The following is a 24,792-nucleotide window of genomic DNA, read 5'->3' as shown; positions in this document are numbered from 1 at the left end:
GGTCAGCGGGCGCGGCGGGAGAGGCGCTCGACGTCCATGATGACGACCGAGCGGGGCTCGAGGCGCAGCCAGCCGCGGGAGGCGAAGTCGGCCAGCGCCTTGTTCACGGTCTCGCGGGAGGCGCCGACCAGCTGGGCCAGCTCCTCCTGGGTGAGGTCGTGGTGGACGTGGACGCCGTCGTCGGCGGTGCGGCCGAAGCGGTCGGCGAGGTCGAGCAGCGCCTTGGCGACGCGGCCCGGGACGTCGGAGAAGACCAGGTCGGCGACGACGTCGTTGGCCTTGCGCAGCCGGCCGGCGAGCTGCGTGAGCAGCCCGCGGGCGACGACCGGGCGGCCCTCGAGCCACCGCAGGAGGTCCTCGTGGGAGAGCGAGGCGAACGACGCGTCGGTCACCGCGGTCACCGTCGCCGAGCGCGGCCCGGGGTCGAAGAGCGAGAGCTCGCCGAACATCTGGCCCGGCCCGAGGATCGCGAGCAGGTTCTCACGACCGTCGGAGGAGGTGCGGCCGAGCTTCACCTTGCCGTCGAGCACGATGTAGAGCTTGTCGCCGGAGTCCCCCTCGTGGAAGAGCACGTCGCCGCGGCGCAGGCGGCTCTCGGACATCGAGGCCCGCAGCGCCGTGGCCGCCTCGTCGTCGAGCGCGCTGAACAGCGGCGCCTGACGCAGTACGTCGTTGTCCACGGGTCCTCCTCCTCGACGGGCCCACCGGGCATGGGTCACGTCCGCGGGAATCCTACTCAGTGCCGTTGCTCACAAGCACCACCGGCTCGGGCGGTCGGCGCGTCGCGCGTCCGGACGGCCCGTCGTCGGCGGAGGTCCGTACCCTTGGCGCCGTGCCAGCCGAGCCCGTCGTGGAGTCACCGACCGCGCTGGTCCGCCGCGCCCGCAAGATCGACCGCGTCCTCGCCGAGACCTACCCCGAGGCGCGGTGCGAGCTCGACTTCGCCAACCCCTTCGAGCTGCTGGTGGTCACGGTGCTCAGCGCGCAGACCACCGACCGCCGGGTCAACGCCGCGCGGCCCGCGCTGTTCGCGGCGTACCCCGACGCCAAGGCCATGGCCGCCGCCGACCGTGCGCACCTCGAGCAGCTGGTTGGGCCGCTGGGCTTCTTCCGGGCCAAGACCGAGTCGCTGCTCAAGCTCAGCGCCGCCCTCGTGGCCGACCACGGCGGCGAGGTGCCCCCGCGGCTCGACGACCTGGTCAAGCTGCCCGGGGTCGGCCGCAAGACCGCGAACGTCGTGCTCGGCAACGCCTTCGACATCCCCGGGATCACCGTCGACACCCACTTCGGGCGGCTGGTGCGCCGGTTCGAGTGGTCCGCCGAGACCGACCCGGTCAAGGTCGAGCACGCCGTCGGCGCGCTCTTCCCGAAGCGGGACTGGACGATGCTCAGCCACCACCTGATCTGGCACGGTCGCCGCGTCTGCCACGCCAAGAAGCCCGCGTGCGGCGCCTGCCCCGTCGCGCGCTGGTGCCCGTCGTACGGCGAGGGCCCGACCGACCCGGAGACGGCTGCGGCCCTGGTCAAGACCCAGGGCCCGGCGTGAGCGCGGGCGGGCCGGCGCGACCGGGGCTGCCGGACTGGATGCAGCCGGTCGCCGAGGCGGTCTCCAGCATCGAGGCGACCGACCTGACCCGGTTCGTGCCACCGGAGGACTCCGACGCGCGCGAGGGTGCGGTGCTCATGCTCTTCGGCGAAGGTCCGCGCGGCGGTGAGGTGCTGCTCACCGAGCGCGCGCACGACATGCGCAGCCACCCGGGCCAGGTGTCGTTCCCCGGTGGGTCGATCGATCCGGGGGAGACGGTCGTCGAGGCGGCGCTGCGCGAGGCCGAGGAGGAGGTCGGGCTGGTGCCGTCCTCGGTCGACGTGGTCGGCTGCCTGCCCCAGCTGTGGCTGCCGCCGAGCAACTTCGCCGTCACGCCGGTCGTGGGCTGGTGGCGCGAGCCGTCCGACGTCTCGGTGGTGAGCCGCGCCGAGGTGCATGCCATCCACCACGCCGCGATCGCGGACCTCGTCGATCCCGAGAACCGGGTCACCGTGCGCCACCCGGTCGGCTACACCAGTCCCGGGTTCCTGATCGGGCCGAAGCGCGACGTCATCCTGTGGGGCTTCACCGGCGGGATCATCGCCCGGCTGTTCGACTTCCTCGGCTGGACCCGGGAGTGGGACGCCTCGCGGGTGCGCGACCTGCCGGCGTACATGCTCGCCGGCGACTCCCGCGTCCAGCGCAACGCCCGCGCGGGCATGCTGGACATCGAGGAGCCCGAGCGGTGAACGCGCTCGACTGGCTGCTCGTGCTGCTGGTCCTCGCCTACGCGCTCTCGGGCTACTGGCAGGGGTTCGTCACCGGCGCCTTCGCGACCGCGGGGCTGCTGCTCGGCGGCCTCGCCGGCGTGTGGCTCGCGCCGGTGGCGCTCGGCGACGCGGCGCCGTCCCTGGTGGTCTCGCTCGGGGCGCTGTTCATCGTCATCCTGACCGCCTCGCTCGGCCAGGCCGTGCTGCAGTACGCCGGCGCCCGGATCCGCGACCGGATCACCTGGCAGCCCGTGCGCGCCCTCGACGCGATCGGGGGCGCGGCGCTCAGCGCGGCGGCGGTGCTGCTCGTGGCCTGGGCCCTCGGCGTGGCGATCTCCGGCTCCGCGATCGCGGGGGTCACGCCGCTGGTGCGGGGCTCGAGCGTGCTCGCGAAGGTCGACCAGGGCCTGCCCGGCTCGGCCGACGCCGTGCTGGAGTCGTTCAACGACGTGGTCGGCACGACGTTCTTCCCCCGCTACCTCGAGCCGTTCGCACCGGAGCGGATCGTCGAGGTCGGCCCCGGCCCGCGGCGGCTGCTGCGCGACCCCGACGTCGAGGCCGCCCGCGAGAGCGTGCTGAAGATCCGCGGCACCAACGGCTGCGGCCGCGGGATCGAGGGGACCGGGTTCCTCTACGCCCCCGACCGGCTGATGACCAACGCCCACGTCGTCGCCGGCGTGGCCGACCCCGAGGTGGAGATCGACGACTCCTCGGTGCCGGCGTCGGTCGTCTACTACAACCCCGAGCTCGACGTCGCGGTGCTCGCGCTCGACAGCGGCGACCGCGGCCTGCTGGCGTTCGACGAGGGCGCGGAGCCCAAGGACGGCGTGGCGATCCTGGGCTACCCGCAGGACGGCCCGTACAACGTCACCGCCGGCCGGATCCGCTCCGAGCAGCGGCTGCGCTCGCCCAACATCTACGGCGACGGCACGGTCATCCGCGAGGTGTTCTCGCTGCGCGGCCTGGTCCGGCCGGGCAACTCCGGCGGACCGATCGTCTCCTCGACCGGTGACGTCGTCGGCGTGGTGTTCGCCGCCTCGGTCACCGACGACGACACCGGCTACGCGCTCACCGCCGAGCAGGTCGCCGACGCCCGGCGCATCGGCGTCACGAACACCGAGGAGGTCTCGACCGGCGACTGTGCCGGCTGAGGCTCCCGGTTCCGTCTCCGGCAGGTCCTGGTCGCGGCAACTGCCTGCGTTCCCCTCGGGGCCCGGGGCGGAACCGGTGGCCGCGGGGTCACCGGGGTGCTGGGCCGCCGGGGTCGTGGGTCGCCGGGGTCGTGGCGTCAACAATCGTTCAATTGAACGGTTGCGACGGGGTGGAAGCGCTCCCACCCGTCACAACCGCGCAATTGAACGATCGTTGACCGGCCCCAGCCCCTAGCCCCGCGGACGCCCAGCCGCGGGAGGTGGGCGGTCAGTGGCTCAGGACTGGCCCTTGAGCGCGCGCGGGATCTCGCGGCCCTGCTCGATGGCCTTCTCCGGCGCGCGGACCTGCTTGACCTTCTTCAGGCCGACGAAGCCGAGCAGCCCGGCGAGCAGGAGGTAGAAGGCGAAGACGATCAGGAACGCCCAGTGCAGCTCGAGGCCCTTGTCGTCCCAGTGGATGAAGTAAGCGATCGCGACCGACAGCATGATGATCGCCAGCACGGCGACGAAGCCCGCCGCGGCGAAGAGGCCGACGCCGATCCCGCCGGCCTTGACGCTGACCTTGAGCTCGGACTTCGCGAGCTGGATCTCCTTGGAGACCAGCGTCGAGATGTCGCGGCTCGCGTCGGCGACGAGGCGCCCGATGGTGGGGTCGCCCTCCTGCGGCGGCCTGACCGGATGCGACATTCGTTCGTTCCCCTTGCGTCGAGATGTGGGCCTGACCCTACAGAACCCCTCCGAGCACGGGATCAGTCCTGGGCGCGGTCCTGCTGGTAGACGTCCGGTACCCCGTCGGCGTCGTCGTCGCGCTCCTCCGCCTCGCAGATCCGGCGGTAGACGCGGTTGCGCGCCCGCAGCACGACGGCGGCGAGCACGGTGGCCGCCAGCGAGCCGACCAGGACGCCGACCTTGACGTGGTCGTCCTGGGTGCCCTTCCCGAAGGCGAGCTCGCCGATGAGCAGGGAGACGGTGAAGCCGATGCCGGCGAGCATCGCCATGCCGATGACGTCGACCCAGGCCAGCTCCTCGTCGAGGTCGGCGCGGGTGAAGGTCGCCAGCAGCCAGGTCGACCCGGCGATGCCGACCGTCTTGCCCACGACGAGGCCGAGCACGATCCCGAGCGCGACCGGGTCGGCCAGCGCGTCGACCAGCCCGTCGAGACCGCCGACCGTGACGCCGGCGGCGAAGAACGCGAAGACGGGCACGGCGACGCCGGCCGACAGGGGTCGGACGACGTGCTCGAGGTGCTCGGCCATCCCCGGGCCGTCCCCGCCGTCGCGGCGCAGCACGGGCACGCTGAAGCCGAGCAGCACGCCCGCGACCGTCGCGTGCACGCCGGACTCGTGCACCAGCACCCAGGTGAGCAGCGCCAGGGGGACGAGCAGCCACCCGGACCGGATCCGCTTCTGGACGAGGAAGGCGAACGCCGCGAGCGGGAGGAGGGCGAGCGCGAGGTACGGCAGGTGGAGCTCGTCGGTGTAGAAGAGCGCGATGATCGTGATGGCCAGCAGGTCGTCGACCACGGCCAGGGTCAGCAGGAAGGTGCGGAGCCCCGCGGGCAGGTGGGTGCTGATCACCGCGAGGATCGCCACCGCGAACGCGATGTCGGTCGCCGTCGGGATGGCCCACCCGGACAGCTCGCCACCGAAGGCGGCGTTCCACGCGACGTACACGGCGGCGGGGACGGCCATGCCGCCGACCGCCGCGGCCACGGGGAGTGCCGCGCGCCGGGGGTCGCGCAGGTCGCCGGCGACGAACTCGCGCTTGAGCTCCAGGCCGGCGACGAAGAAGAAGATCGCCAGCAGGCCGTCGGCGGCCCAGGTGCCGACCGTCAGGTCGAGGTGGAGCGACTCCGGGCCGATCCGGAAGTCGCGCGCCGCCTCGTAGAGGTCGGCCCACGGCGTGTTGGCCCAGACGATCGCCACCAGTGCGCCGACGATCAGCAGCATGCCGCCGGTGGTCTCCGCGCGGAGCACCTCGGCGATGCGGGTGTTCTCCAGCAACGAGGGGCGGCGGAAGAGGCGGTCGCGCTGGCCGGGGGACTGCGGCGCGGGCGGCGTGGGCGGGGTGCTCATGGGTGCTCCAGGGGTCGGGGAAGAGACGCCGACCAGACTTCCCGGCACACCGGTGACGACCTTACCCGCCGACGCGTGACCTCCTGCCCGGGCGGCTCGTTCCCTCCGTGTGAACGCATCCGTCCGGCGCCCCCGTCGCGCCCTCGCCGCCCTGGTCGGCTCCGTCGTGCTCGCGCTGGTGGCCGCCGCCGGGGGGCCCGCGGCGCAGGCGGACACCGGCGACGACGTCGTGGTCGAGAAGTCGACGACCGACACCGGCGACGCGGAGTCGTCCTGGCGGTCCTACCTCGAGCTGATGCTGGTCCCGTCGATGCCGACCGACTACCAGCCCTCGGACGAGTCGCCCGGCGTGGACGGGCCGCGCGCCTGCCCGCCGGCGCGGTGCCGGGACTTCCGGGTGCCCGTGCCGTCGGACGTGAAGGTCACCAGCAACATGGTGCGCGTCCTCTTCCCCGTCGGCTACAAGGCGAAGAAGAACAAGAAGAAGCGCTACCCGGTCGTCTACCTGTTCAACGGCGCCCGCAGCCCGTACATCCGCTGGAGCGTCGGCACGGAGCTGACCGCGGTCACCCGGCCGCTCAAGGCGATCTTCGTGATGCCCGAGGGCGGCATCGGCGACGAGGCCGGGATGTTCAGCGACTGGAAGGACGGCTCCTGGCAGTGGGAGACCTTCCACACCGAGATCCTCACCCGGTGGGTCGACCGCAAGTTCCGCACCAGCGGCAAACGGGGCGCGGTCGGCGCGTCGATGGGCGGCCTCGGCGCGATGGCCTACCCCGCCCGGCACCCGGGGCTCTACCAGGCCGCGTTCACCCTCTCCGGCGCTGTCGACACCAACCTGATGGTCGGCAACATCCTCCCGCCCGAGATCGCCAAGGCGATCGGCATCAGCCCGCCGAACCTGCTGCGGGTGTGGGGCAACCCCGTCCTCGACCGGGCCGAGTGGGACGCCCACAACCCCGTGGCGCTGGCGCCGAGGCTGAAGGGCGTCGAGCTGTTCGTCGCCTCGGGCACCGGCTCGTCGAGCACGGTCAGCGAGACCACCGACCCCCTGCACACCGGCTACACCGAGCAGCTGATGTGGACCGGTCACCGGACGTTCCTCGAGGCGCTGACCCGCGCCGGCGTGCCGTACTCCGCCTGGATCCGCCAGGGCGGCGTGCACAACTGGCCCTGGTTCGACGCCCCGCTGCGGTGGGGGCTGCCCAAGGTGGTCGCCGCGCTGCAGTGAGCGCCGCGTCGACGGCCGGGATAGTCACGGACGTTTTCGTCCTCCGAGGGGGTAGTCAGGGACGTTTCTGTCCGTGACTACCCTCTCGAACGGGTACGGCGGGGGGTCAGTCCTCGGCGCCCTTGCCGGAGGTGAGCTTGCCGGAGATCAGGTCCATGACCGTGGAGTCGGCGAGCGTGGTGACGTCGCCGACCTCGCGGTGCTCGGCCACGTCGCGGAGCAGGCGGCGCATGATCTTGCCCGAGCGGGTCTTGGGCAGCTCGGGGACGACCATGATCTGCCGCGGCTTGGCGATCGCGCCGATCTCCTTGCGGACGTGGTTGCGCAGCTCCTCGACGATGTCGTCGCCTCCGTCGCCCGCCTCGTCGCGGAGGATGACGAACGCGCAGACCGCCTGGCCGGTGTCGGGGTCCTGCGCGCCGACCACCGCGGCCTCGGCGACCTTGGGGTGGGAGACGAGCGCGGACTCGATCTCGGTGGTGGAGAGCCGGTGGCCGGAGACGTTCATGACGTCGTCGACCCGGCCGAGCACCCACAGGTCGCCGTCGTCGTCCTTCTTGGCGCCGTCGCCGGCGAAGTACCACCCCTGCTGGGCGTAGCGCGACCAGTAGGTGTCCTTGAACCGCTGGTCGTCGCCCCAGATGGTGCGCAGCATCGAGGGCCACGGCTCGGTGAGCACGAGGTAGCCGCCCGAGCCGTTCGGGACCGACTGCCCCTCCTCGGTGACGACGTCGGCGGAGATGCCCGGGATCGGGATCATCGCCGAGCCCGGCTTGCCGTGGGTGACGCCGGGGAGCGGGCTGATCATGATCGAGCCGGTCTCGGTCTGCCACCAGGTGTCGACGACGGGGGTACGGCCGCCGCCGACGACCTCGCGGTACCAGACGTAGGCCTCGGGGTTGATCGGCTCACCGACCGAGCCGAGGACCCGCAGCGTGGACAGGTCGCGGGCGTCGGGGATCTCGCGGCCCTGCTTCATGAACGACCGGATCGCGGTCGGCGCGGTGTAGAAGATCGTGACGCCGTACTCCTCGATGATCTGCCACCAGCGGCCCTTCTCCGGGGAGTCGGGCGTGCCCTCGTAGAGCACCTGCGTCGCGCCGTTGGCGAGCGGGCCGTAGACGATGTAGGAGTGGCCGGTCACCCAGCCGATGTCGGCGGTGCACCAGTAGACGTCGGTCTCCGGCTTGAGGTCGAAGACCGCCCAGTGGGTGTAGGCGCAGCCGGTGAGGTAGCCGCCGGTGGTGTGCAGGATGCCCTTGGGCTTGCCAGTGGTGCCGGAGGTGTACATGACGTAGAGCGGGTGCTCGGAGTCGAAGGCCTCCCATTGGTGCTCGGTCGGGGCCTGCGCGACCGACTCGTGCCACCAGACGTCGACCGCGTCGTCCCACTCGACCTCCTGGCCGGTGCGTCGGACGACGAGCACCTTCTCGACGGTGTGCCCGTCGCGGTCGGCGGCCTTCGCGCGGGCCTCGTCGACGGCCGGCTTGAGCGCCGAGGGCGCCCCGCGGCGGTAGCCGCCGTCGGCGGTCACGACCACCTTGGCCTGGCAGTCGGTCAGCCGGGAGGCGAGCGCGTCGGAGGAGAACCCGCCGAACACGACCGTGTGCGGGGCGCCGATCCGGGCGCAGGCCAGCATCGTGACGACGGCCTCGGGGATCATCGGCATGTAGATCGCGACCCGGTCGCCGGCGCCGACGCCGAGCTCGGTCAGCGTGTTGGCGGCCTGGCTCACCTCGGCCTGCAGCTCGGCGTAGGTGATCGAGCGCTTGTCGTCGACCGGCTCGCCGACCCAGTGGATGGCGACCTTGTCGCCGCGGCCGGCCTCGACGTGCCGGTCGACGCAGTTGTACGCCGCGTTGAGCCTGCCGCCGACGTACCACTTCGCGAACGGCGGGTCGGTCCAGTCGAGCACCCGGTCCCACGTCTGCGTCCAGTCGAGGCGCTCGGCCTGCTCGGCCCAGAACGCCTCCCGGTCCGAGGCGGCGCGGGCGTAGGCCTCCTCCGTGAGGTTGGCGTCCGCGGCGAGGTCGGCCGGCGGCTCGAACCGACGGTCCTCCTTGAGGAGGTTGGACAGGGTCTCATCGCTCATCGTCAAGCTCCTGGTCGTCCGGCGGGGGTGGCCCCCGCCACAGTAGTGAAGGGTCGTGTGCCCCGGAACGCGGGCGAGCGCGTCCCGGGGCACACGACCCGGGGTGGGTGGGGTCAGTGCTGCACGGCCTGCTCGGCGCCGGCGCCGGTGAGGGCGCGGACCTCGAGCTCGGTGTAGCGGTCCTCGGCGGCGGGCTCGCGGCTGGTGACCGTGCCGAGCCAGCCGAAGAAGAAGCCCAGCGGGATCGACACGATGCCCGGGTTCTCCAGCGGGAACCAGGAGATGTCGATGCTGGTCGGCAGCAGCGAGAGGTTCTTGCCGGTCGGGTCCTCGCCCTTGCCGGAGACGACCGGCGAGAAGATCACCAGGCCGACCGCCGAGATCAGGCCGCCGTAGATGCTCCACAGCGCACCGCGGGTGTTGAAGCGGCGCCAGAACATGTTGTAGATGATCGTCGGCAGGTTCGCCGAGGCGGCGACCGCGAAGGCCAGCGCCACGAGGAACGCGATGTTGAGGCTCTGCGCCGGGATCGCCAGCAGGATCGAGACCAGGCCGATGCCGGCGGCCGCCCAGCGGGTCACCTTGATCTCGTCGGCCTCGCTCGCGGTGCCCTTCTTGATGACCGAGTTGTAGATGTCGTGGGCCACCGACGCCGAGGAGGTCAGGGTCAGGCCGGCGACCACCGCGAGGATCGTCGCGAACGCCACCGCCGCGATCAGGGCCAGCAGGATGGCGCCTCCGGTCGAGCCGGCGCCGCCGCCGACGGACTCCGCGAGCAGCGGTGCGGCCAGGTTGCCCGAGGCGTCGAGCTCACCGGACTTCCGCAGGCCGGGGATGTCGAGCAGCGCGGCGGCACCGAAGCCGAGCACCAGGGTGAACAGGTAGAAGACGCCGATCAGCCCGATCGCCCACAGGACCGACTTCCGCGCGTCGCGGGAGGTCGGGACGGTGTAGAAGCGGATCAGGATGTGCGGCAGGCCGGCGGTGCCGAGGACCAGCGCGATGCCGAGGCTGATGAAGTCGATCTTGCTGGTCGCGGTGGCGCCGTACTTCAGGCCCGGCTCGAGGAACGCCGAGCCCTGGCCGGAGTTGCTGGCCGCGGCGCCGAGGAGCTCGGAGAGGTTGAAGTCGAACTTCGCCAGCACCAGCACGACGATGAGCGCCGAGCCGGTCATCAGCAGGACCGCCTTGACGATCTGCACCCAGGTGGTGCCCTTCATGCCGCCGACGGTGACGTAGAAGATCATCAGCGCGCCGACGCCGAAGATGACGATGTTCTTGACCGCCTGGTCGTCGACGCCGAGCAGCAGGGCCACGAGGGCGCCCGCGCCGACCATCTGCGCGAGCAGGTAGAAGATCGACACCACGACCGTGGAGGTCGCGGCCGCCATCCGCACCGGGCGCTGCCGCATCCGGAAGGCCAGCTGGTCGGCCATCGTGTAGCGGCCGGAGTTGCGCAGCATCTCGGCCACCAGCAGCAGCGCGACCAGCCACGCGACGAGGAAGCCGATCGAGTAGAGGAATCCGTCGTAGCCCGAGAGCGCGATGGCGCCGGAGATGCCGAGGAACGACGCCGCCGACATGTAGTCGCCGCCGATCGCCAGGCCGTTCTGGACCGGCGAGAAGGACCGACCGCCGGCGTAGAAGTCGGCCGTGCCGGAGGTCTGCCGGCTGGCCCAGAACGTGATGCCGACCGTCAGCGCGACGACGGCCAGGAACAGGATCGTGGTGAGCACCTGGTCGTCCATCAGCTGGCCCCTCCCTCGTGGTGGCGGCGCGGCGAGTGGGTGCCCAGCTGCGCGACGTACTCCTCGTTGAGCTGGCGGGCCAGCGGGTCGAGCTTGCCCTCGGAGTAGCGGGCGTAGAGGAACGCCAGCCCGAACGTCGTCGCGAACTGCAGCAGGCCGAAGACCAGGGCGACGTTGACGTTGCCGACGACCTTGGTGTCCATGAAGCCGCCGGCGTAGTTCGACATCAGGATGTAGAGCAGGTACCACGCCAGGAAGGCGGCGGTGGCGGGCAGGACGAAGCCCCGGTAGCGCTTGCGCAGCTCGTGGAACTCCGGGGCGGCGGACAGCTGGTCGTAGACCGGATCGTGGCGGCTCGCCTGGTCCGGCACGTCGGGCGGTGTGGTCACCGAGGGGCCCCTCTCGTGGCAGGTGTCGATCAGGTGTGATCGGCGTCACCGTAGGAGTGGCGGCGGTCACGTCGGCAGGTCTGCGCGTCGGTACGTCGCCCAGCGGTGACCGCGCGTCGGTGAGCGGTCGGTCGGACGCGACGAACGGTCGCCTCGGGACCGGCCGTGAGGCCGTGGCCGTGAGGTCGTGAGGCCGTGAGGACTGTGAGGTCGTGAGGACAAGTTGACGTCCCCGAACCCGCGGTCGACGGCGGGAGTCACATCCGGCGCCGAGGGTCGGGGTCATGACGACGACCGCACCCACGCCGGAGGTCGCTGCCGCGGCGCCGCCGGCCACGCGACGTACGACGCGGCGCACCGGACGGTGGATCGACGACTGGCGGCCCGAGGACGAGGCGTTCTGGGCCGGGACGGGCCGGGCCGTCGCCCGCCGGAACCTCGCGTGGTCGATCTTCGCCGAGCACCTAGGCTTCTCGGTCTGGCTGATCTGGAGCGTCAGCTCGGCGTTCCTGGTGTCGATGGGCTTCGACTTCACCGCCCAGCAGCTGTTCCTGCTGGTGGCGCTGCCGAACCTGGTCGGCTCGCTGCTGCGGCTGCCCTACACGTTCGCGGTGCCGCGCTTCGGCGGGCGCAACTGGACGATGGTGAGCGCGGCGCTGCTGCTGGTGCCCACGCTGCTGTTCGCGTACGCCGTCCAGCAGCCGGCCACGCCGTACTGGGTCTTCTGCCTGATCGCCGCGACCGCCGGCCTCGGAGGCGGCAACTTCGCCTCCTCGATGGCGAACATCAACTTCTTCTACCCCGCGGCCAAGAAGGGCGCCGCCCTCGGCCTCAACGCCGCCGGCGGGAACCTCGGCGTCTCGCTGATCCAGCTCTTCCTCCCAGTCATCGTCGGCGGCGCCGGGATCTTCGGGATGGTGCAGGCCTCCGACGGCGGCATCCACCTCGAGCGGGCGGCGTGGGTCTACGCCGGGCTGGCGGTCGTCGCGACGTTCGCCGCCTGGCGCTGGATGGACAACCTCGGCACCGCGGTCTCCCGCCCCCGCGAGCAGCTGCGCGTGGTCCGGCACCGGCAGACCTGGGTGATGGCGTTCCTCTACGTCGGGACGTTCGGGTCGTTCATCGGCTACTCCGCGGCGATGCCGCTGCTGATCAAGCTCAACTTCTGGGTGCCCGAGCCGGCGCCGCTCGGCACGGGGATCTTCTTCGCCTACTACGCCTTCCTCGGGGCGCTGGTCGGGTCCGCGACCCGCCCGCTCGGCGGCTGGCTGGCCGACCGCGTCGGCGGCGCGAAGGTCACCCTCGGCGCCTTCGCCGCGATGATCGCGGCGACCCTCGCGGTGCTGTGGACGCTGACCCAGCTCACCCCGAACCCCACGCAGGACCCGGCGATCGCCACCGACAACCGCTCGTGGTTCCCGTGGTTCCTCGCGTTCTTCCTCTGCGTCTTCGCCGCCACCGGCATCGGCAACGGCTCGACGTACAAGATGATCCCGGCGATCTGGCGCACCGAGGCGGAGCGGGCGACGACGCCCGGCACGCCGGAGCGGTCCGCGGCGCTCGACGCGGCCACCAAGCAGGCCTCGGCCGCCATCGGCGTCATCGGTGCCGTCGGCGCGGTCGGCGGCTTCCTCATCCCGCTGGCGTTCAGCGCACCGTGGGTGGACGACCCGATGGCGGCCACCAAGGGCGCGTTCGTCGTCTTCACCGCGTTCTACGTCGTCTGCGCCGGGGTCGTGTACGCCGGGTTCCTGCGGCGCCGCGCGGGCGCCACGGGCCTGGCCCGGGCGGGGATCTGACCGTGGCCGGCACCCGCACGCACTGCCCCTACTGCAGCCTGCAGTGCGGCATGACCCTCGAGCGGGTCGGCCGCACGCTGGAGGTGCAGCCCTGGCCGGAGTTCCCCGTCAACGAGGGGGCGCTGTGCCGCAAGGGCTGGACCGCCACGGGGCTGCGGGGCCACCGCGAGCGGCTCACCACGCCGCTGGTGCGCGACCGGGCGACCGGGACGCTGCGGGCGGCCGGGTGGGACGAGGCGCTCGACCTCGTCGCCGACCGGATCGAGGCGGTGCAGGCCGCGCACGGGAGGGACGCGGTCGCGGTCTTCGGAGGCGGCGGCCTGACCAACGAGAAGGCCTACCAGCTCGGCAAGCTGGCCCGGGTCGCGCTCGGCACCAGCCAGGTCGACTACAACGGGCGCTGGTGCATGAGCTCGGCCGCCTCGGCCGGCAACCAGGCCTTCGGCGTCGACCGCGGGCTGCCGTTCCCGCTGGCCGACGTGGAGCTGGCCGACGTCGTCGTCCTCGTCGGGTCCAACCTCGCCGAGACCATGCCGCCAGCGGCGCGCCACCTCGACCGGCTCCGCGAGCGCGGCGGCCGCGTCGTGGTCGTGGACCCGCGGCGCACCCCGACGGCGGACCGCGCCGACCTCTTCCTCCAGCCCGTGCCGGGCACCGACCTGCCGCTGGCGATGGGCGTGCTGCACCTGCTGGTCGCGGCCGGCGCCGTCGACGAGGAGTACGTCGCCGCGCGCACGACCGGCTTCGACGCGGTCCGCCGGTCGGCCGCCGCGTGGTGGCCGGAGCTGGTCGAGCGGGTCAGCGGGGTGCCAGCCGACCAGGTGCGCGAGCTCGCGGCGCTGCTGGCCGACGCCGAGCGGGTGATGGTGCTGACCGCCCGGGGCGCCGAGCAGCACAGCCAGGGCACCGCCACGGTGCTGGCCTGGCTCAACGTCGCGCTGGCCCTCGGGATGCCCGGCAAGGTCGGCGCCGGCTACGGCTGCCTCACCGGCCAGGGCAACGGCCAGGGCGGCCGCGAGCACGGCCAGAAGGCCGACCAGCTCCCGGGCTACCGGATGATCGACGACCCGGCCGCCCGCGCGCACGTCGCCCGCGTCTGGGGCGTGGACCCCGACAGGCTGCCGGGCGCCGGCCGGTCGGCGTACGAGCTGCTGGACACGCTCGGCACCGACGACGGCGCCCGCGCGCTGCTGGTGCTCGGCAGCAACATCGTGGTCTCGGCGCCGAACGCCACCCACGTCACCGAGCGGCTCGCCGCGCTCGACCTGCTCGTGGTCGCCGACATCGTGATGTCGGAGACCGCGGCGCTGGCCGACGTGGTGCTGCCGGTGACCCAGTGGGCCGAGGAGACCGGCACGATGACCAACCTCGAGGGCCGGGTCGTGCTGCGCGAGCGGGCGGTCGCCCCGCCCGAGGGGGTGCGCAGCGACCTGGAGGTGATGGCCGGCCTGGCCGAGCGGCTCGGGTCCCCGGTGCCGTTCGCGACCGACCCGGCCGAGGTGTTCGCCGAGCTGGGGCGGGCCTCGGCGGGTGGACGGGCGGACTACGCCGGCATCTCGCACGAGCGGATCCGCGCGGAGCACGGGGTGTTCTGGCCGTGCCCCGACGCCGACCACCCCGGGACCCCGCGGCTGTTCGCGGACTCCTTCGCCACGCCGGACGGTCGCGCCCGCTTCGTCGCGGTCGACCACGTCGGCGCCGCGGAGCAGCCGGACGCGGCGTACCCGCTCCACCTCACGACCGGCCGCGTGCTCGCCCAGTACCAGTCCGGCGCGCAGACCCGGCGGGTGCGCGACCTGCCCGACGACGGGCCGTTCGTCGAGCTGCACCCGATGCTGGCCGAGCGGATCGGCGCGCGCGACGGCGAGCCGGTCGTGGTCACCACCCGGCGCGGGGAGATGAAGGCACCGGCGCGGGTGGTCGCCACGATCCGGCCGGACACCGTCTTCGTGCCGTTCCACTGGGTCGGCGCCAACCGGCTGACCAACGACGCGCTCGACCCCTCCTCGCGGATGCCGGAGTTCAAGGCCTGTGCCGCGGCGGTGCGCGCATGAGGGCCGGGCGGGCGGTCGAGCGGGTGGTGGTCGTCGGGGCCGGGATGGCGGCCGTCCGGCTCGGCGAGGGCCTCGCGGCCGGCGGGGCGCACGACGTGACCCTCCTCGGCGACGAGCCGCACGCGCCGTACAACCGGATCCTGCTCTCGGCCGTGCTCGAGGGCACCCACGACCCCGCGGCGCTGGCGATGCCGCTGCCGGACGGCGTCGACCTGCGGCTCGGCACCCGCGTCGTCGAGGTGCACCGGGACGAGCGGGAGGTCGAGCTGGCCGACCGCAGCCGGGTGCCGTACGACGCGCTCGTGCTCGCCACCGGCAGCATCCCGACGCTCCCGCCGATCCGCGGGCTGGTGCGCGTCGACGGGCGGCTGCACGAGAAGGTGCACGCCTTCCGCAGCCTGGCCGACTGCCGCCGGCTCGACGCGGCCGTGTCCGGCGCACGCCGCGCCGTCGTGGTGGGGGGTGGGCTGCTCGGGCTCCAGGTCGCCCGGGCGCTGAGCGTGCGCGGCCTCGACGTCGAGGTCGTCGAGGGCGGTGAGCACCTGCTGCGCAGCCAGGTCGACGCCCAGGCCGGGCGGATCATCGCCCGCGACCTGACGCGGCTCGGGGCGACGGTCTACGCGGGGACGCGTGCCGTGCGCCTCACCGACGCCGGGCTGGTCCTCGACACCGGGGTCACGCTCGACACCGACCTGGTCGTCCTGACCGCGGGCGGCCGGCCGTCCACCGCGCTCGCCCGCCGCGCGGGCCTGGAGGTACGCCGCGGCGTGGTCGTCGACGACCTGCTGCGCACCAGCGACCCGCGCATCCTGGCCATCGGCGACTGCGCCCAGCACCGCGGCCGCACCACCGGCTTCGTCCCGCCCGCCTGGGAGCAGGCGCGCCTCGCCGCGGCCCACCTGGCCGGGGAACCGGTCGCCTACACCGGCACTCGCAGCGTCGCCCGGCTGCGCGCCACCGGGCTCGACGTGGCCGTGCTCGGCGACCCGACCACCACGCAGGGCGAGGTCGTCGAGGTCACCAACCCGGTCGTCGGCTCGCACCGCAGGCTGGTGGTGCGCGAGGGGCGGATCGTCGCGGGCGTGCTGGTCGGCGACCTGTCCCGCATCGGCCTGATCACCCAGCACTACGACCGCGGCACCGTCCTCGGCCCGACCGAGCCCGGCCGCCTCCTGATGCCCGACGCGGTCACGGCCGCCACGCCGGTCGTGCTGCCCGACGACGCCGAGGTCTGCGCGTGCGCCGGCGTCTCAGCCGGGCGCGTGCGCGCCTGCTCCTCCCTCGCCGACGTGGCCACGTCCACCCGTGCCACCACCGGTTGCGGCGGCTGCGCCTCCGCCGTCCGCGACCTGCTCGCTGCTCGCCCACTGGAAGGAACCCCCCGATGAGCCCCCACCTGCGCAAGACCCTCGTGGTCGTCGGCCACGGCATGGTCGGCCACCGCTTCGTCCAGGCCGCGATCGAGCGCGGCCTGACCGAGACCCACGACGTCGTGGTCGTCGGGGAGGAGCCGCGCCCGGCGTACGACCGCGTCGCGCTCACCTCGTTCTTCGAGGTCGGCGCCGAGGCGCTGTCGTTCCTGCCCGACGGGGAGTACGACGACCCGCGGGTGCGGCTGCTGCTCGGCACGACCGTCGAGGAGCTCGACCCGGTGCAGCGGACCCTTCGCCTCTCCAGCGGCACCGAGGTCGCTTATGACGAGCTGGTGCTCGCGACGGGTGCGGCCCCGTTCGTGCCGCCGGTGCCGGGCCACGACCTGCCCGGCTGCTTCGTCTACCGCACGATCGAGGACCTCGAGGCGATCCGCGACGCGGCCGCCGGCGCGCGGACCGGCGTCGTCGTCGGCGGCGGGCTGCTCGGGCTCGAGGCGGCCAACGCGCTGCACGGCCTCGGCCTGGAGACCCACGTCGTCGAGATGGCGCCCCGGCTGATGCCGGTCCAGGTCGACGACGCCGGCGGCGCGACCCTCGCCCGCCACGTCGAGGCGCTCGGCCTGCGGCTGCACACCGGCGTCGCGACCAGGGCCGTCGTCGGGCGCGACGGCAGGGCGGCCAGCCTGGACCTCGGAGAGGAGACCGTGGAGGCCGACGTCGTGGTCTTCTCCGCCGGCATCCGGCCGCGCGACGCGCTCGCCCGCGCCGCCGGCCTCGACCTCGCCGAGCGCGGCGGGGTGCTCGTCGACGAGCAGTGCCGCACCTCCGACCCGCACGTCTGGGCGATCGGCGAGTGCGCCGCGCCGGCGGGCCGGATGTACGGCCTGGTCGCGCCGGGCTACGCCATGGCCGAGGTCGTCGTCGACGCGCTGCTGGGCGGGCCGGGGTCGTTCACGGGCGCGGACATGTCGACCAAGCTCAAGCTGATGGGCGTCGACGTGGCGTCCTTCGGGGACGCGTTCGCGACCACCGAGGGTGCCCTGGAGCTGGTGCTCGCCGACGCCGTGGCGGGGGTCTACAAGAAGCTCGTCGTCTCCGAGGACGGCCGCCGGCTGCTCGGCGGGATCCTGGTCGGCGACGTGTCGGCGTACGGCGTGCTGCGCCCGATGGTCAGCTCCGGCATCGAGCTGCCCGCCAACCCCGAGGAGCTGATCCTGCCCGCGGGCCGCGGCGGCGGGGAGGTGGCGCTCCCCGATGAGGCGCAGGTCTGCTCCTGCAACGACGTCAGCAAGGCTGACATCGTCGCGGCCGCCGCCTGCGACGGCACCACCCGCGCCGGCGCGACCTGCGGGTCGTGCAAGCCGCTGGTGAAGAAGGTGATCGAGGAGTACTACGCCGCCCAGGGCCGCACCGTCGACCGCAGCCTGTGCGAGCACTTCGCCATGACCCGCCAGGAGCTCTTCGACGTGGTCGCCGTCCACGGGTACACCGGCTTCGACGAGGTCGTCGCCGCCCACGGCACGGGCCGCGGCTGCGACGTCTGCAAGCCGACCGTCGCCTCGGTGCTGGCCTCCCAGCTCGGCCAGCACGTGCTCGACCAGGGCCGCGCGACGCTGCAGGACACCAACGACGCCTACCTCGCCAACATCCAGCGCAACGGCACCTACTCCGTCGTCCCGCGCATCGCCGGCGGCGAGATCACCCCCGAGGGCCTCATCGTGATCGGCGAGGTCGCCCGCGACTTCGGGCTCTACACCAAGATCACCGGCGGGCAGCGGATCGACCTCTTCGGCGCCCGGATGGAGCAGCTGCCCGACATCTGGCGCCGGCTCGTCGACGCCGGCTTCGAGTCCGGCCACGCCTACGGCAAGTCGCTGCGCACGGTGAAGTCGTGCGTCGGGTCGACGTGGTGCCGGTACGGCGTCCAGGACTCGGTCCGGATGGCGATCGACCTCGAGCTGCGCTACCGCGGGCTGCGCTCGCCGCACAAGCTCAAGGGCGGCGTCAGCGGCTGCGCGCGGGAGTGCGCCGAGGCGCGGGCCAAGGACTTCGGGATCATCGCGACCGAGAAGGGCTGGAACCTCTACGTCGGCGGCAACGGCGGCGCCACGCCGGCCCACGCGCGGCTCCTGGCCGGCGACCTCGACGACGAGACGCTGGTGCGCTACCTCGACCGGTTCCTCATGTACTACATCCGCACCGCCGACCGGCTCCAGCGCACCGCGCCGTGGATCGACTCCCTTGAGGGCGGTCTCGACCGGGTCCGCGAGGTAGTCGTCGACGACGCGCTGGGGCTGGGCTCGGAGCTGGAGGCGGCGATGGCACGGCACGTCGCCGGCTACCGCGACGAGTGGCGCGACACGCTCGAGGACCCCGACAAGCTGCAGCGGTTCGTCTCGTTCGTCAACGCGCCGGACGTGCCCGACCCGCACATCGGGTTCCGGGCCGAGCGGGGCCAGGAGGTCCCGGCCGAGCCCACGGGCCCGGTCGTCCTCGGCACGTCCATCCCGGTCGGGGCGCCCCGGTGAGCGGCCGCGCGGGCGTGGAGGTGTCGGCGGCGGCGTACACGCTGGTCTGCGGGCTGGACCGGATCCCCCGCGAGGGAGGGGTCTGCGCGCTGGTGGACGGCGCGGCGGTGGCGGTCTTCCGGACCTACGACGACGAGGTGTTCGCCCTGGGCAACTACGATCCCTTCTCGCGGGCGTCGGTGCTGGCCCGCGGCATCGTGGGCACGCGCGGGGAGGTCCCGTTCGTCGCCTCGCCGATGCACAAGCAGGCCTTCGACCTGCGCACCGGGCAGTGCCTCGACGACGCGGCGGTCCGGGTACCGACGTACGACGTCGCCGTCCGCGACGGGGCGGTCCTCGTGGGACCGGCCAGGGAGAGCCCGGAGGAGGGGACGTGACCGAGCCGCTCCCGCTGGGCGGGTACCGCATCGGCGTGACCGCCGCCCGCAAGGTCGAGGAGCAGATCGGCCTGCTCGAGCGCCGCGGGGCCGAGGTCGTCTGGGCGCCCGCGCTGTCGCTGGAGCCCAACCGCGTCGACGACGCCTCGCTGCGCGCCGCGACCGAGGAGGTGCTGGCGCGGCCGGTCGACATGTTCCTGGCGACGACCGGCATCGGGATGCGCACCTGGTTCGAGGCGGCCGACTCCTGGGGCCTCGGCGACGCCCTCGTCGCGGCGATCGGCCACGCGGAGATCCTCGCGCGCGGCCCGAAGTCGGTCGGGGCGCTGCGCCGGCGGGGCCTGCGGGAGCTGTGGGCGCCGGAGTCGGAGTGCTTCGAGGACGTCCTCGAGCACCTGCGCGGCCGCTCGCTGGAGGGCATGCGGATCGTCGTTCAGGAGCACGGCCAGTCGCTCTCGATGGTCGCCCACGCGCTGCGCCGGCAGGGCGCCGACGTCACCGTGGTGACCGTCTACCGCGTCGAGTCGGCCGAGGACCTCGACCCGCTCTTCCGGATGATCGACCTGGTCGCCGACCGCCGGCTCGACGCGGTCACCTTCACCTCCGCGCCGGCCGTGGCCGCCCTCATGGACGCCGCCGGCCCGACCGGGCGCCGCGACGACGTGGTCGCGGCGTTCCAGGCCGACGTCGTCGCCTCCTGCGTCGGACCGGTCACCGCCGCGGCCTTCGAGCTGTGGGGCGTGCCGACCATCCACCCCGAGCGCAACCGGCTCGGCGCGATGGTCAAGCAGCTCGAGACCGAGCTGCCCTCGCGCAGCGCCGGGGTCAGCGTCGAGGTCGCCGGGCACCTGCTGCTGCTCCACGGCGAGGAGGTGCTCCTCGACGGCGCGCCCGTGCGGCTGTCGCCGGCACCCTTCGCGCTGCTCCAGGCGCTGCTGGTCAACCCCGGGCACGTCGTCTCACGACGCGAGCTGCTCGCCGCGCTGCCCTCCGGCACCGCCGGCTCCGAGCACGCCGTCGAGATGGCCGTCGCCCGGCTGCGCGCCGCCCTCGGCACGCGGATCGTGCAGACGGTCGTCAAGCGTGGCTACCGGCTCGCGGTCACGTCGTGACGCTGCTGGTCACGGTCGCCCACGGCACGCGCACCGCCGCCGGGAACGAGGTCGCCCGCGGGATCACCACCGCGGCGGCCGGCCGGCTCGGCCTCGCCGGCGTGGCGGCGTACGTCGAGCTGGCGGAGCCGCTCCTCTCCGACGTCGCCGCCTCGGCTGCCGGCCGCGGCGAGGCCGGTGTGGTCGTGCCGCTGCTGCTGTCCACCGGGATGCACGTGCGCTCGGACCTGCCGGCGATGGTGGACGGCTCGTCGCTCCGGCTCGGGCGCCAGCTCGGGCCGCACCCGCTGCTCGCCTCGGCGATGGTCGACCGGCTCTTCTCCGCCGGCGCGGCCCCGGGGTCGCCGGTGGTGATGGTGGCGGCCGGCTCCACCGACCCGCTCGCCGTCCGCGACCTCGAGCGCTCCGCGGTGCTCCTCTGCCGGGCCTGGGGCGCGCCCGTGCGGTGGGCGACGCTCACCGGGCTCGGGCCGCGGCCGGCCGAGGTCGTGCGGCCCGGCGACGCGGTGGCGCCGTACCTGCTGGCGACCGGCTACTTCGACCGCCGGCTCCGCACCGACTGCCTCGACGCCGGCGCCTCCGTCGTCGCCGACGTCATCGGCCCGCACCCGCTCGTCGTCGACCTGGTGGTCTCGCGGGCCTGGGCGCTGCTGCGTGCACGATCGTTCAATTGCTGAGTTGTGGACGTGTGCAAGCGCTTCTACCACGCAAGAATCGCGCAATTGAACGATCGTTGACGCCGCAGGGGCAGCCGCAGCCGGGACCCTCGGGGCCGCCGGATCACCCCCGGTCGAGGTCGAGCGCCTCGGGCGTGTGCAACCGGACCATGAACCGGCCGGTGTGCGCGGGGACCCGCGAGCGGGTGGCCAGGGACACGCCGACCATCGTGGCGAACGCGAGCGGCACCGACCACGCGGCCGGCTGCTCGAGCAGCGCCGTCGGCCAGCCGGCAGGTGCGGCGGCGGAGAGGGTCATCGCGACCGCGGCGCCCGAGCCGAGGCCGCCCGCGGCGAGACCCGCGATCGCGCCGGCGTCGGTGAGCCCGCGCCACCAGATGCCGAGCAGCAGGAGCGGGCAGAACGTCGACGCGGCGACCGCGAAGGCGAGCCCGACCGCCCGGGCCACCCCGACGTGCGGCGCGGCGAGCGCCATGAGCAGCGGGACGACCACCGCGACGACCGCGCCGACCCGGAAGGCCGTCACCCCGGCGAGCCGCCGCCCGCGCCACGCCCGACCCGTGACGTCCTGCGAGAGCACGCCCGCGACCGCGATGGACAGCCCCGAGGAGGTGGAGAGGAACGCCGCGAACGCGCCGGCCGTCACCAGGCCGGTCAGCGCCTCGCCGAGCAGCCCGGGGACCATCAGCCGCGGCAGCTCGAGCACCAGCACGTCGGAGCGCCCGGAGGCGGCCAGCTCGGCGGCGTACGCCCGGCCCAGCGCGCCGTAGACCGGCGGCAGCAGGTAGAAGAGCCCGAGCAGGGCGAGCACGACGAGGGTCGTCCGGCGGGCGGCGCGGCCGTCGGGGTTGGTGTAGAAGCGCACGACCACGTGGGGGAGGCCCATGGTGCCGAGGAAGGTCGCGACGACGAGGGAGTACGTCACGTAGAGGCCCGGTCCGCCGCCGGGGGCCAGGGGTGCCGACCACTCCTCCGCGGGCATCGGGGCCGCCGCGCCGGGCCGCCCGTCGGCGTACCAGACCGCGACCAGGACCGCGGCGGGGAGGAGGAGCGCCCAGAGCTTCAGCCAGTACTGGAAGGCCTGGACGAAGGTGATGCTGCGCATGCCGCCGGAGCTGACGTTCGCGAGCACGACCGCCCCCACGACCACCGGACCCACCCAGGTCGGCGCCCCCACCGCGGAGCGGAGGGTGAGCCCGGCGCCCTGGAACTGCGGGTAGAGGTAGAGCAGCCCGATCGCGACCACCAGCACCGAGCAGACCGCGCGGACGCGCCGCGACCCGAAGCGCGCCTCGGCGAAGTCGGGCAGCGTGTAGGCGCCCGAGCGGCGCAGCGGCGCGGCGACGAGCGCGAGCAGGACGAGGTAGCCGGCGGTCCAGCCGATCGGGTACCACAGCATGTCGGAGCCGAAGGTCAGCACGAGCCCGGCGACGCCGAGGAACGAGGCGGCCGAGAGGTACTCCCCGCCGATCGCGCTCGCGTTGAGCCGCGGCCCGACCGAGCGCGAGGCGACGAGGAAGTCGCTGGTCGTGCGGGAGACCCGCAGCCCCCACGTGCCGATCGCGAGGGTCGCGACGGCGACCAGCACCACCGCGACGATGCCGGGGGCGCTCGTCACTCCCGGACCTCGCTCATCAGCTCGAGGAAGTCGGCCTCGTTGCGCTCGGCGCGCCGCACGTAGTGCCAGCCCAGCAGCACGAGGAACGGGTAGACCGCGACGCCGAGCAGGACCCACGGCAGCGGCGCCCCGAGCAGCCGCACGCCGGTCAGGCCCGGCCAGACGTGGAAGGCCAGCGGCAGCGAGCCGACCACCACCGCGAGCACGACCAGCACCCGCACCGCGAGCCACAGCTGCTCGCGCAGCAGGGAGCCCATGTAGACCTCGCCGAGACGGGTCTCGGCCTCGATGTCGCGCGTGCGCGCCCCGGGGGTACGTCGCCGGGCCGGCCCGGTCACCCGGACCCGCTCGACCCGGACCCGCTCGACCCGCGCCCGCTCGGGCGGCTGCCCGCTCATGCCCCCGACCGGCGCAGCAGCAGGTCCCGCAGCTCGCGGGTGTGCCGCCGGCTGACCCCCAGCTCGGTGCCGCCAGCGACGACGACCGAGCAGCGCCCGGCGTCCATCCGCAGCTCGGCGACGTGCGCGAGCGAGACCAGCAGGGAGCGGTGGATGCGCACGAAGCCGGCCGGGCCCCACTCCTCCTCCAGCTGGGAGAGGGCGGTCCGCACGAGGTAGGACCCGGTCGCGGGGCCCTCGCCGACGTGCAGCCGGGCGTAGTCGCCCTGCGCCTCGACGTGGGTGATCGCGGACCGGTCGACGAAGCGGGTCACCCCGCCCCGCTCGACGGGCACCTGGACGTCGTCGCGCACCGGGGAGGGCTCCGCGCCGGCCTGGCGACCGCCCGTCGCCTCCACCACGCGGCGTACCGCCTCGGCCAGGCGGTCGGCCCGCACCGGCTTGAGGACGTAGTCGACGGCCCGCACCTCGAACGCCTCGACCGCGTGCTCGTCGTGGGCGGTGACGAACACGATCGCCGGCGGCGTGCGGAACCGGCTCAGCACCTGCGCGAGCTCCAGGCCGGTCAGCCCGGGCATCTGCACGTCGAGGAAGACCACGTCCACGTCGGCCTCCTGCAGGATCCGCAGGCCCTCGGTGGCGGAGTCGCTGGCGAGCACCTCGCGGATCCGGGCGTCCTGGCCGAGCAGGAAGCGCAGCTCGTCGAGCGCCGGCCGCTCGTCGTCGACGACGAGCGCCCTCACCGGTCGGCCCTCACGGGTGCACCCCGGGCGCGAACTTCGGCACGCGGACGACGACCTTCGTGCCGGCTCCGGGCGCGGTCTCGACGACCAGCCCGAAGTCGTCGCCGAACGCGTTGCGCAGGCGCGCGTCGACGTTGCCGAGCCCGACGGAGTCGAGGGAGGCGTCGCCGGCGAGCGCGCGGCGTACTCGCTCCGGGTCCTCGCCCACGCCGTCGTCCTCCACCTCGATCACGCACTCCTGGCCTCGGTCGTGCGCGGTGATCCGGATGTGCCCGACGCCCTCGGCCGACTCCAGGCCGTGCCGCACGGCGTTCTCGACGAGCGGCTGGACGCAGAGGAAGGGTACGGCGACGGGGAGCACCTCGGGGGCGATGCCGAGGGTGACCTGCAGCCGCTCGCCGAACCGCGCCTGCTCGAGCAGGAGGTAGCGCTCGACGGACCGCAGCTCCTCGGCGAGCGTCGTGAAGTCGCCGTGCCGGCGGAAGGAGTAGCGGGTGAAGTCCGCGAACTCCAGCAGCAGCTCGCGGGCCCGGTCGGGGTCGGTGCGCACGAAGCTGGCGATCGCGCCGAGGGAGTTGTAGATGAAGTGCGGGCTGATCTGCGCCCGCAGCGCGCGGACCTCGGCCTCCATCAGCCGGCGGCGCGACGCGTCGAGCTCGGCCAGCTCGAGCTGGCCGGAGACCCACTGCGCGACCTCGTCGGTCGCGCGGGCGAGGCCGGCGGTGGGGTACGGCGCGAACGCCTGCAGGGTGCCGACCACCCGCTCCTCGACGACCAGCGGCGAGACCACCGCGGTGCGCACCGGGCAGCCGGGCTCCTCGCACGGCAGGTCGGCGCGGTCGAAGCTGCGGGTGCCGCCACGCTCGACGGTGGCCGTGACGAGCACGGGCACCCGCGCCTCGTGGTGCTGGCCGGTCCCGTCCCAGGCCAGCAGCCCGGCGGTGTCGGTCAGCGCGAGCGCGGGCGTGCCGAGCAGCGCCCGCAGGTGCCGGATGCTGCGCTCTGCCGAGCCGGCCGTCAGCCCCTCGCGCAGGGCGGGGCTGGCGAGGCTGGCCGAGTGCAGGGCGCGGAACGTCGCCCGGTCGGCCTCGCTGCCGAGGTGGGTGCGCCGCCAGGCCCGGACCACGCTCTC

21 protein-coding genes are annotated in these 24,792 nt (G+C 73.7%); 11 read left to right on the top strand and 10 right to left on the bottom strand.

Annotation, left to right across the window (positions count from 1 at the left end; translation table 11 throughout):
- Nucleotides 1-2: 2 nt before the first annotated feature.
- Complete coding sequence (locus tag QWY28_RS03220; protein WP_300950859.1) at nt 3-680, bottom strand: Crp/Fnr family transcriptional regulator; 678 nt, start codon at nt 678-680, stop codon at nt 3-5.
- Nucleotides 681-832: 152 nt separating this feature from the next.
- Between QWY28_RS03220 and nth the strand changes: the two genes are divergently transcribed.
- Genes nth through QWY28_RS03205 form a run of 3 tightly spaced genes read left to right on the top strand, consistent with a single transcriptional unit; the run spans nt 833 to nt 3,446 of the window.
- Nucleotides 833-1,546 carry an endonuclease III gene (gene nth, locus QWY28_RS03215; RefSeq protein ID WP_300950858.1) on the top strand — a complete coding sequence of 238 codons (714 nt, stop codon included), beginning with the start codon at nt 833-835 and terminating at the stop codon, nt 1,544-1,546.
- Entirely contained in the window at nt 1,543-2,274 is a 732-nt protein-coding gene (locus tag QWY28_RS03210) for an NUDIX hydrolase (RefSeq protein WP_300950857.1), read from the top strand. Before nth ends, QWY28_RS03210 begins: the two co-directional genes overlap by 4 nt.
- Nucleotides 2,271-3,446 carry a MarP family serine protease gene (locus tag QWY28_RS03205; protein WP_300950856.1) on the top strand — a complete coding sequence of 392 codons (1,176 nt, stop codon included), beginning with the start codon at nt 2,271-2,273 and terminating at the stop codon, nt 3,444-3,446. The genes QWY28_RS03210 and QWY28_RS03205 overlap by 4 nt, the downstream gene beginning before the upstream one ends.
- Nucleotides 3,447-3,722: 276 nt before the next feature.
- Here the strand turns inward: QWY28_RS03205 and QWY28_RS03200 are convergent, their stop codons facing one another.
- Together QWY28_RS03200 and nhaA are read right to left on the bottom strand one after the other, a co-directional pair.
- Nucleotides 3,723-4,133, bottom strand: a complete 411-nt coding sequence (locus QWY28_RS03200) for a phage holin family protein (protein ID WP_300950855.1) — start codon at nt 4,131-4,133, stop codon at nt 3,723-3,725.
- A gap of 62 nt (nt 4,134-4,195) precedes the next feature.
- Nucleotides 4,196-5,521 carry a Na+/H+ antiporter NhaA gene (gene nhaA, locus QWY28_RS03195; RefSeq protein WP_300950854.1) on the bottom strand — a complete coding sequence of 442 codons (1,326 nt, stop codon included), beginning with the start codon at nt 5,519-5,521 and terminating at the stop codon, nt 4,196-4,198.
- Nucleotides 5,522-5,630: 109 nt separating this feature from the next.
- On the opposite strand from nhaA, the gene QWY28_RS03190 reads away from it, so the two are divergent.
- A complete protein-coding gene (locus QWY28_RS03190; RefSeq protein WP_300950853.1) occupies nt 5,631-6,752 on the top strand; it encodes an alpha/beta hydrolase in 1,122 nt (373 codons plus the stop codon).
- Nucleotides 6,753-6,858: 106 nt separating this feature from the next.
- Here the strand turns inward: QWY28_RS03190 and acs are convergent, their stop codons facing one another.
- The 3 genes from acs to QWY28_RS03175 form a co-directional block, all read right to left on the bottom strand.
- A complete protein-coding gene (gene acs / locus QWY28_RS03185; protein WP_300950852.1) occupies nt 6,859-8,844 on the bottom strand; it encodes an acetate--CoA ligase in 1,986 nt (661 codons plus the stop codon).
- Nucleotides 8,845-8,957: 113 nt separating this feature from the next.
- On the bottom strand, nt 8,958-10,592 hold the full coding sequence (locus tag QWY28_RS03180; protein ID WP_300950851.1) for a monocarboxylic acid transporter: 1,635 nt from the start codon (nt 10,590-10,592) through the stop codon (nt 8,958-8,960).
- Nucleotides 10,592-10,981: a DUF485 domain-containing protein gene (locus tag QWY28_RS03175; protein ID WP_300950850.1), complete on the bottom strand. Its 390-nt coding sequence runs from the start codon at nt 10,979-10,981 to the stop codon at nt 10,592-10,594. Before QWY28_RS03175 ends, QWY28_RS03180 begins: the two co-directional genes overlap by 1 nt.
- A gap of 284 nt (nt 10,982-11,265) precedes the next feature.
- On the opposite strand from QWY28_RS03175, the gene QWY28_RS03170 reads away from it, so the two are divergent.
- From QWY28_RS03170 to QWY28_RS03140, 7 genes are read left to right on the top strand one after another with little or no spacing between them, the layout of a single operon-like run.
- On the top strand, nt 11,266-12,780 hold the full coding sequence (locus QWY28_RS03170; protein ID WP_300950849.1) for an MFS transporter: 1,515 nt from the start codon (nt 11,266-11,268) through the stop codon (nt 12,778-12,780).
- 2 nt (nt 12,781-12,782) lie between these two features.
- A complete protein-coding gene (locus tag QWY28_RS03165) occupies nt 12,783-14,834 on the top strand; it encodes a molybdopterin oxidoreductase family protein (RefSeq protein ID WP_300950848.1) in 2,052 nt (683 codons plus the stop codon).
- Nucleotides 14,831-16,222, top strand: coding sequence for an FAD-dependent oxidoreductase (locus QWY28_RS03160; RefSeq protein ID WP_300950847.1), 1,392 nt, complete (start codon nt 14,831-14,833; stop codon nt 16,220-16,222). The genes QWY28_RS03165 and QWY28_RS03160 overlap by 4 nt, the downstream gene beginning before the upstream one ends.
- Nucleotides 16,219-18,735 (top strand): nitrite reductase large subunit NirB, encoded by a 2,517-nt coding sequence (gene nirB, locus QWY28_RS03155; protein ID WP_300950846.1) that lies wholly within the window; start codon nt 16,219-16,221, stop codon nt 18,733-18,735. Before QWY28_RS03160 ends, nirB begins: the two co-directional genes overlap by 4 nt.
- Entirely contained in the window at nt 18,732-19,112 is a 381-nt protein-coding gene (nirD, locus tag QWY28_RS03150) for a nitrite reductase small subunit NirD (protein WP_300950845.1), read from the top strand. Before nirB ends, nirD begins: the two co-directional genes overlap by 4 nt.
- Entirely contained in the window at nt 19,109-20,224 is a 1,116-nt protein-coding gene (locus QWY28_RS03145; protein WP_300950844.1) for a uroporphyrinogen-III synthase, read from the top strand. The genes nirD and QWY28_RS03145 overlap by 4 nt, the downstream gene beginning before the upstream one ends.
- Nucleotides 20,221-20,901, top strand: a complete 681-nt coding sequence (locus QWY28_RS03140) for a sirohydrochlorin chelatase (RefSeq protein WP_300950843.1) — start codon at nt 20,221-20,223, stop codon at nt 20,899-20,901. Before QWY28_RS03145 ends, QWY28_RS03140 begins: the two co-directional genes overlap by 4 nt.
- A 103-nt stretch (nt 20,902-21,004) precedes the next feature.
- Here QWY28_RS03140 and QWY28_RS03135 read toward each other — a convergent pair whose 3' ends face one another.
- The 4 genes from QWY28_RS03135 to QWY28_RS03120 are packed head-to-tail and all read right to left on the bottom strand — an operon-like array spanning nt 21,005 to nt 24,786.
- A complete protein-coding gene (locus QWY28_RS03135) occupies nt 21,005-22,519 on the bottom strand; it encodes a sodium/solute symporter (protein ID WP_300950842.1) in 1,515 nt (504 codons plus the stop codon).
- The gene (locus QWY28_RS03130) at nt 22,516-22,917 is read right to left on the bottom strand and encodes a DUF485 domain-containing protein (RefSeq protein ID WP_300950841.1); all 402 of its coding nucleotides are present in this window, start codon (nt 22,915-22,917) and stop codon (nt 22,516-22,518) included. Before QWY28_RS03130 ends, QWY28_RS03135 begins: the two co-directional genes overlap by 4 nt.
- Nucleotides 22,914-23,660 carry a LytR/AlgR family response regulator transcription factor gene (locus QWY28_RS03125; protein ID WP_300950840.1) on the bottom strand — a complete coding sequence of 249 codons (747 nt, stop codon included), beginning with the start codon at nt 23,658-23,660 and terminating at the stop codon, nt 22,914-22,916. Before QWY28_RS03125 ends, QWY28_RS03130 begins: the two co-directional genes overlap by 4 nt.
- Nucleotides 23,661-23,670: 10 nt before the next feature.
- Nucleotides 23,671-24,786, bottom strand: a complete 1,116-nt coding sequence (locus QWY28_RS03120) for a sensor histidine kinase (RefSeq protein WP_300950839.1) — start codon at nt 24,784-24,786, stop codon at nt 23,671-23,673.
- Nucleotides 24,787-24,792 lie beyond the last annotated feature (6 nt).

The organism is Nocardioides oceani, from assembly GCF_030412965.1.
Classification (GTDB): Bacteria; Actinomycetota; Actinomycetes; order Propionibacteriales; family Nocardioidaceae; genus Nocardioides; species Nocardioides oceani.
Note: the sequence above shows the minus strand (reverse complement) of the source record. Positions and strands in the feature narration are given on the sequence as shown.